This is a genomic window from Streptomyces sp. (assembly GCF_035644915.1).
Lineage (GTDB): Bacteria > Actinomycetota > Actinomycetes > Streptomycetales > Streptomycetaceae > Streptomyces.
In genome coordinates this window covers 1-7,103 of the sequence record NZ_DASQNP010000151.1, presented here as the reverse complement: position 1 = coordinate 7,103, position 7,103 = coordinate 1, and the positions used below count along the sequence as shown (strand labels likewise).

General features: G+C 72.4%; 5 protein-coding genes and 1 pseudogene. All 6 read right to left on the bottom strand.

Annotated features, from left to right (window positions below; all coding sequences use genetic code 11):
* Positions 1-118 precede the first annotated feature (118 nt).
* Complete coding sequence (locus VE546_RS16670; RefSeq protein ID WP_324923007.1) at positions 119-1,471, bottom strand: M28 family peptidase; 1,353 nt, start codon at positions 1,469-1,471, stop codon at positions 119-121.
* A gap of 186 nt (positions 1,472-1,657) precedes the next feature.
* Positions 1,658-2,647: an EamA family transporter RarD gene (gene rarD, locus VE546_RS16665; RefSeq protein WP_414720504.1), complete on the bottom strand. Its 990-nt coding sequence runs from the start codon at positions 2,645-2,647 to the stop codon at positions 1,658-1,660.
* 284 nt (positions 2,648-2,931) lie between these two features.
* Complete coding sequence (locus tag VE546_RS16660) at positions 2,932-4,035, bottom strand: 2-oxoacid:ferredoxin oxidoreductase subunit beta (RefSeq protein ID WP_324923004.1); 1,104 nt, start codon at positions 4,033-4,035, stop codon at positions 2,932-2,934.
* Positions 4,028-5,938 carry a 2-oxoacid:acceptor oxidoreductase subunit alpha gene (locus tag VE546_RS16655; protein WP_324923002.1) on the bottom strand — a complete coding sequence of 637 codons (1,911 nt, stop codon included), beginning with the start codon at positions 5,936-5,938 and terminating at the stop codon, positions 4,028-4,030. Before VE546_RS16655 ends, VE546_RS16660 begins: the two co-directional genes overlap by 8 nt.
* Before the next feature lie 232 nt (positions 5,939-6,170).
* The gene (locus VE546_RS16650; RefSeq protein ID WP_324923000.1) at positions 6,171-6,830 is read right to left on the bottom strand and encodes a response regulator transcription factor; all 660 of its coding nucleotides are present in this window, start codon (positions 6,828-6,830) and stop codon (positions 6,171-6,173) included.
* Between the two features lie 138 nt (positions 6,831-6,968).
* Positions 6,969-7,103: pseudogene (locus tag VE546_RS16645) on the bottom strand (sensor histidine kinase); the annotation flags it as partial.

Below are 7,103 nucleotides of genomic sequence, written 5' to 3'. Positions count from 1 at the left end.
CCCGGCCCCCGACCGACGGCCCCCGACCGACGGCCCCCGACCGACGGCCCCCGACCGACGGCCCCCGACCGACGGCCCCCGACCGACGACCCTCGACCGACGACCGGGGGCCGGTGACTCAGAAGGTGAGCTTCCAGCCGTCGAGGTAGCCGGTGTCCTGTCGGTAGACGTCCCGGACGCGGAGCTTCCAGGTGCCGTCGGCCGTCTCGCCGGAGGCGTCGACGGTGTAGGTGGTGACCACGTCGTCGCCCGAGTCGTCGTCCGAGTCCTTCAGCCGCCGGACGCTGCCGTCCGGTGCCACCAGGTCGATCACGAGGTCGCCGCGGTAGGTGTGCCTGATGTCGACACCGACCTTCAGCGCGCTCGGGGCGTTCCCGGAGCGGCCGGTGACGGAGACGGGCGACTCCACGGCCGAGCCCCCGTCGGGGATGGGGACGTCGGCGGTGTTCTCGAACTCGCCGCCCGGCTGGGCGGCGGTGCCCGCGCCGAGCGTCCACACCGCGTGGGCCAGGGCGTCGCTGGTGCGGTCCAGGGCGGTGTCGTCGATGTTGGCGGTGGTGTCGCAGGAGGAGTGGTAGCAGGGGTCGAACGCCCGTCCGGCGGTGCCGCCCCACTTCCGCGCCTGGGCGGTGGTCTTGAGCCGGCTGGCGCCGGTGAACAGCCCGCCGACGGGGATGCCGGCGTTCTTGAACGAGGCGTGGTCCGAGCGCCCGTCGCCCTCGGTCTCGATCTCGGTCGGCACGCCCTTCGCGGCGAACCAGTCCTTGAAGACCTTCTCGATGGCCGGATCGTCGTCGTAGACGAAGTAGCCCGCGTTCGGCGAGCCGATCATGTCGAAGTTGAGGTAGCCGTCGATCCTCGACCGCTCCGCGGAGGAGAGGTTGTTGACGTAGTACCGCGACCCGACCATGCCCAGTTCCTCGGCTCCCCACCAGGCGAACCGCAGGTGCTTGCCGGGCTGGTGTCCCGCGCGGGCGACGGCGAGCGCGGTCTCCAGGACGGCGGCGGAACCGGAGCCGTTGTCGTTGATGCCGGGGCCGCTGCCGACGGAGTCCAGGTGGGCGCCGGCCATGATCACCTGGTTGGGGTCGCCGCCGGGCCAGTCGGCGATCAGGTTGTAGCCGGTGGCTCCGCCGGAGGTGAACTGCTGTACGGAGGTGGTGTAGCCGACGGCGTCCAGCGCGGCCTTGACGTAGTCGAGCGACGCCCGGTAGCCGGGGCGGCCGTGGGCGCGGTTGCCGCCGTTGCCCGTGGCGATCGACTGGAGTCGTGAGAGATGGGCCTTGACGTTGGCGATCGGGATGTCCGGTGCCGCCGCGGCGGGTGCGGCCGGTGCGGTGGGACCGGCCGTAGCCGGCGCGGCGGCCGAGGTGAGCAGCCCGGCCGCGAGCGCGCCGGCCAGTCCGGCGCCGAGGGCGGCGCGGCGCAGGGGGGATCTCCGGGGGTTCCGCCGTCCAGCGCGTGTGGGCATCAGTGCCTCCCGTGGGGGTTGACGTGGGCATGATGCTGATGCGGTGCAGAAGCACCGTCAAGGGCGGAATCCGGACATAGGTGTTCGATTATCGGACGATGGGGCGTTGACGTCGTTCCGGATCGCACCGCGGCCCGCGCCGGGCGGGGCACCGGTCCCCCCGGCGGCGGGCCCGTTCGGGTGGGCTCAGCCCTTCGCGGTGTCCGCCGGCGTCCCGGCCGCCGCCGGGCGGTCCGCCACGGCGGCGGCCGTCGCGGACGGCTCGGCGGGCGGATCGACGGGCGCCGCGGAGGAAGGAGCGGAAGCGGAAGCCGCCGCCTTGGCCGCGGCCTGGCGCAACCGCGCCCGCGAGCGGCGCGCGGTGCGCAGGGCGTCCCAGGTCAGCACGGACAGAGCGGTCCACACGAGCAGGAAGCCCGCCCAGCGCTCGGGCGGCATCTCCTCGTCGAAGGCCAGCAGGCCCAGCAGGAACATCGAGACGGGCGCCAGGTACTGCAGCAGCCCGATCGTGGACAGCGGCAGCCGTACGGCCGCCCCGCCGAAGAAGATCAGCGGCAGCGCGGTGGCCAGTCCGGCGCAGGCGAGCAGCGCCGCGTGCCCGGCCCCCTCGGTGGCGAAGGTCGCCTCGCCCCGCGTCCCCAGGAACAGCAGGATGCCGAGCGCGGGCAGGAACTGCACGGCCGTCTCGGCGCCGAAGCTCGCCACGCCGTCCAGCCGGACGCGCTTCTTCAACAGCCCGTAGAGGGCGAAGGTGGAGGCCAGGGCGAGCGAGAGCCAGGGCACCCGGCCGTAGGCGACGGCCATCACCGCCACGGCCAGCGCCCCGATGCCGACGGCCGCCCACTGGGCGGGGCGCAGCCGCTCCCGCAGCAGCAGGACGCCGAGGGCGATGGATATCAGCGGGTTGATGAAGTACCCGAGCGACGCCTCGATGACCTTGTCGGCCGCGACCGCCCAGATGAACATCCACCAGTTGACCGAGATCAGCGCGGCCGCCAGGAGGATCAGCCCGAGCCTGCGGGGCTCGCGCAGCAGCGGCCCCACCCACGACCAGCGGCGCAGCAGGGCCAGGACGACCAGGGCGGTGGGCAGCGACCACACCATCCGGTGGGCCAGGACCTCGACGGGGCCGGCCGGTTCCAGCAGGTGCCAGTAGAGCGGGAGCAGGCCCCACATCCCGTAGGCGGCGAAGCCCAGCAACAGACCGGTGCGCTGCTCTCCGTTGGACTCCAACGTTCCTCCTCCTGCGATGGCCCCGCGATGGCCCTGCGACGGCCGACCAGACGAAGGTAACGCCGCACGCCCCACCTGTCATTTCCGTTCCGGCATACGGTACTGACATGCGGTGGCCCGTCCCGGGCGCGCCGGCCGCGGGCGGCGCGGCACGCCGCGCGGCATGCGGAAGGGGCCGGCCCCCGGAACGGCGGGACCGGCCCCTTCCCACGGGGCGGACGGCCGGATCAGCCCACGACCGTCCAGGTGTCGTTGCCGGCCAGGAGGGCGGCGAGGTCGCCCTTGCCGTGCTGCTCCACGGCCTTCTCCAACTGCTCGGACATCAGCGTGTCGTAGACCGGGCGGCGTACGTCGCGGAAGACCCCGATCGGGGTGTGGTGCAGCGTGTCGGGGTCGGCCAGCCGGGAGAGCGCGAAGGCCGTGGTCGGGGAGGCGGCGTGCGCGTCGTGGACCAGGACCCCGTCGATGCCCTCGGCGGTGACGTCGACGACCCGCAGGTCGCCGGTGGCCGGGTCGCGGACCACGCCCTTGGAGCCCAGGCCGTCCTCGGCGGGCGCGCCGAAGCGGATCGGCTGCCCGTGCTCCAGGCGGATCACGGCCTCCTGCGCCTGTGCCTTGTCCTTGAGGACGTCGAAGGCGCCGTCGTTGAAGATGTTGCAGTTCTGGTAGATCTCCACCAGCGCGGTGCCCGGGTGGGCGGCGGCGGCCCGCAGCACGCCCGTCAGGTGCTTGCGGTCGGAGTCCACGGTGCGGGCCACGAAGGACGCCTCCGCGCCCAGCGCGAGCGAGACCGGGTTGAAGGGCGCGTCCAGGGAGCCCATCGGCGTCGACTTGGTGATCTTGCCGAGCTCGGAGGTGGGGGAGTACTGGCCCTTGGTGAGCCCGTAGATCCGGTTGTTGAACAGCAGGATCTTCAGGTTCACGTTCCGGCGGAGCGCGTGGATCAGGTGGTTGCCGCCGATGGACAGCGCGTCGCCGTCACCGGTGACCACCCACACCGACAGGTCCGGCCGGGAGGTGGCCAGCCCGGTGGCGATGGCCGGTGCGCGGCCGTGGATGGAGTGCATCCCGTAGGTGTTCATGTAGTACGGGAAGCGGGAGGAGCAGCCGATGCCGGAGACGAAGACGATGTTCTCCCTGGCCACCCCCAGCTCGGGCATGAAGCTCTGGACGGCGGCCAGGATGGCGTAGTCGCCGCAGCCGGGGCACCAGCGGACCTCCTGGTCGGACTTGAAGTCCTTCACGGTCTGCTTGCCCTCGGCCCGGGGGACCAGGGAGAGCGCCTCGAACGCCGGGGTCGGCACGGGCGCCTCCGTCGCGGTCTCAGCCATCGATGGCCTCCTTCAGAACGGTGGCGAGTTGCTCGGCCTTGAACGGCAGGCCTCGGACCTGCGTGTAGGACTGGGCATCGACCAGGTACTTCGCGCGCAGCAAGGTGGCGAGCTGGCCGAGGTTCATCTCGGGGACGACCACCTTGTCGTAGCGCCTGAGCACCTCGCCGAGATTCCCCGGGAAGGGGTTGAGGTGGCGCAGGTGGGTCTGGGCGACGCGTTCCCCGGCGGCGCGCAGCCGGCGCACCGCGGCGGTGATCGGGCCGTACGTCGAGCCCCAGCCCAGCACCAGCAGGCGCGCGTCACCGGTGGGGTCGTCGACGACGACGTCCGGCACCTCGATGCCGTCCACCTTCGCCTGGCGGGTGCGGACCATGAAGTCGTGGTTGGCCGGGTCGTAGGAGATGTTGCCCGTGCCGTCCTGCTTCTCGATGCCGCCGATGCGGTGCTCCAGCCCCGGCGTGCCCGGCACGGCCCAGGGGCGGGCCAGGGTGCGCGGGTCGCGCTTGTAGGGCCAGAAGACCTCGGTGCCGTCCTCGGTGGTGTGGTTGGGGCCGGTGGCGAACTGCACCCGCAGGTCCGGCAGCTCGTCGGGCTCCGGTATCCGCCACGGCTCCGAGCCGTTGGCCAGGTAGCCGTCGCTCAGCAGGAACACCGGGGTGCGGTAGGTCAGCGCGATCCGGGCCGCCTCCAGCGCCGCGTCGAAGCAGTCGCCGGGAGTGGCCGGGGCCACGACCGGCACCGGGGCCTCGCCGTTGCGCCCGTACATCGCCTGGAGCAGGTCGGCCTGCTCGGTCTTGGTCGGCAGGCCGGTGGAGGGGCCGCCGCGCTGGATGTCCACGATCAGCAGCGGCAGCTCCAGGGAGACGGCCAGGCCGATGGTCTCGGACTTCAGCGCGACACCGGGACCGGAGGTGGTGGTCACGGCGAGGGACCCGCCGAAGGCCGCGCCCAGGGCGGCACCGATGCCCGCGATCTCGTCCTCGGCCTGGAAGGTGCGCACGCCGAAGTTCTTGTGCCTGCTCAGCTCGTGCAGGATGTCGGAGGCGGGCGTGATCGGGTACGAGCCGAGGTAGAGCGGCAGGTCCGCCTGGCGGGAGGCGGCGATCAGGCCGTAGGACAGGGCCAGGTTGCCGGAGATGTTGCGGTAGGTGCCCGGCGGGAAGGCCGCCGAGGCCGGGGCGACCTCGTAGGAGACGGCGAAGTCCTCGGTGGTCTCGCCGAAGTTCCAGCCCGCCCGGAAGGCCGTGATGTTCGCCTCGGCCACCTCCGGCTTCCTGGCGAACTTCTTCCGCAGGAACGTCTCGGTGCCCTCGGTCGGCCGGTGGTACATCCACGACAGCAGGCCCAACGCGAACATGTTCTTCGCCCGCTCGGCGTCCCGCCTGGGCAGCCCGCTGTCCTTCAGCGCCTCCAGGGTCAGCGTCGTCAGCGGCACCGGGTGGACGCGGTACGCCTCCAGCGAGCCGTCCTCCAGCGGGTTGGCGGCGTACCCCACCTTGGCCATCGCCCGCTTGGTGAACTCGTCGGTGTTGACGATGATCTCCGCGCCCCGGGGGAGGTCCGGCAGGTTCGCCTTCAGCGCGGCCGGGTTCATCGCCACCAGCACGTCCGGCGCGTCGCCGGGGGTGAGGATGTCGTGGTCCGCGAAGTGGAGCTGGAACGACGAGACGCCGGGCAGCGTTCCGGCGGGCGCCCGGATCTCGGCCGGGAAGTTGGGCAGCGTGGAGAGGTCGTTGCCGAAGGACGCCGTCTCGGAGGTGAACCGGTCGCCCGTGAGCTGCATGCCGTCACCGGAGTCACCGGCGAAACGGATGATCACCCGCTCCAGACGCCGGACCTCCTTGGCCGGTGAGCCTGGCGAGCGCTGCTGATCGGCTGGGCTACTGACCTGGCTGGTCACGGAATCTGGACCTCCCTTGAGGCGGCGGCTCGCCAGCCATCGTACGTGGGTAAGGGTGACCTTCCTCAGGACGATCACATATTGGACGTCCGGTTGAGACAACACCCGTGCGAAGCGCTGTGTTTCAGCCCTTCTCGAAAATCCCCCCGAGCCGCTCCGGGCCGTCCCGGACCCGCTGCGGGACCGCCCGCCGCGGCCCCGCAGCCGCGCCCGCGCCCGGACGCGGACGCGGCTAGGACCTGAGGTAGGTCAGCACGGCCAGCACCCGGCGGTGGTCCCCGTCGCTCGGCGCGAGCCCCAGCTTGAGGAAGATGTTGCTGACGTGCTTCTCCACCGCGCCGTCGCTGACCACGAGCTGCCGGGCGATCGCGGAGTTCGTCCGGCCCTCGGCCATCAGGCCCAGCACCTCGCGCTCCCGCGGGGTGAGCCCCGCCAGTACGTCCTGCTTGCGGCTGCGGCCCAGCAACTGCGCCACCACCTCGGGGTCGAGCGCCGTACCGCCCCGGGCCACCCGGACCACCGCGTCGACGAACTCGCGGACCTCGGCGACCCGGTCCTTCAGCAGGTAGCCCACGCCCCGGCTGGATCCGGCCAGCAGCTCGGTGGCGTACTGCTCCTCCACGTACTGCGACAGCACCAGGACGCCCAGGTCCGGGTGGGCGGCGCGCAGCCTGATGGACGCCCGCAGGCCCTCGTCGGTGTGCGACGGCGGCATCCGCACGTCCGCCACCACCACGTCCGGCAGCTCCCCCGCGTCGGCCATCTCGCCGACGACCTTGACCAGCGCCTCGCCGTCGCCGACGCCCGCGACGACCTCGTGGCCGCGGTCGGTCAGGAGGCGGGTCAGGCCCTCCCGGAGCAGCACCGAGTCCTCGGCGATGACCACGCGCACCCTGTCTTCCACTGTTCCGGCCCCCAGGTCGTCCGAATCCTGCTGCCTCCTCAGCATTCCAGGATTCGGAGCGCGGCGGGACACGGGGCCGCGGATGCGCGCGGCGCGCCCGGTTTCCGGACGTTTCCGTTCCGGGTGTCAGGGGGTGCGGTCGCGCCAGGGGAGTTCGGCGGTGATGGTGGTGGGGCCGCCGGTGGGGGAGTCGATGAGGAGGAGGCCGTCGACGGAGTCGAGGCGTTCGGCGAGGCCGGCCAGGCCGGTGCCGTGGGTGGT

Coding starts and splice junctions, on each gene's coding strand:
- VE546_RS16660 (WP_324923004.1), bottom strand. CDS start 4,035: ATGGCTGAGACCGCGACGGAGGCGCCCGTGCCGACCCCGGCGTTCGAG.
- rarD (WP_414720504.1), bottom strand. CDS start 2,647: ATGTGGGGCCTGCTCCCGCTCTACTGGCACCTGCTGGAACCGGCCGGC.
- VE546_RS16670 (WP_324923007.1), bottom strand. CDS start 1,471: ATGCCCACACGCGCTGGACGGCGGAACCCCCGGAGATCCCCCCTGCGC.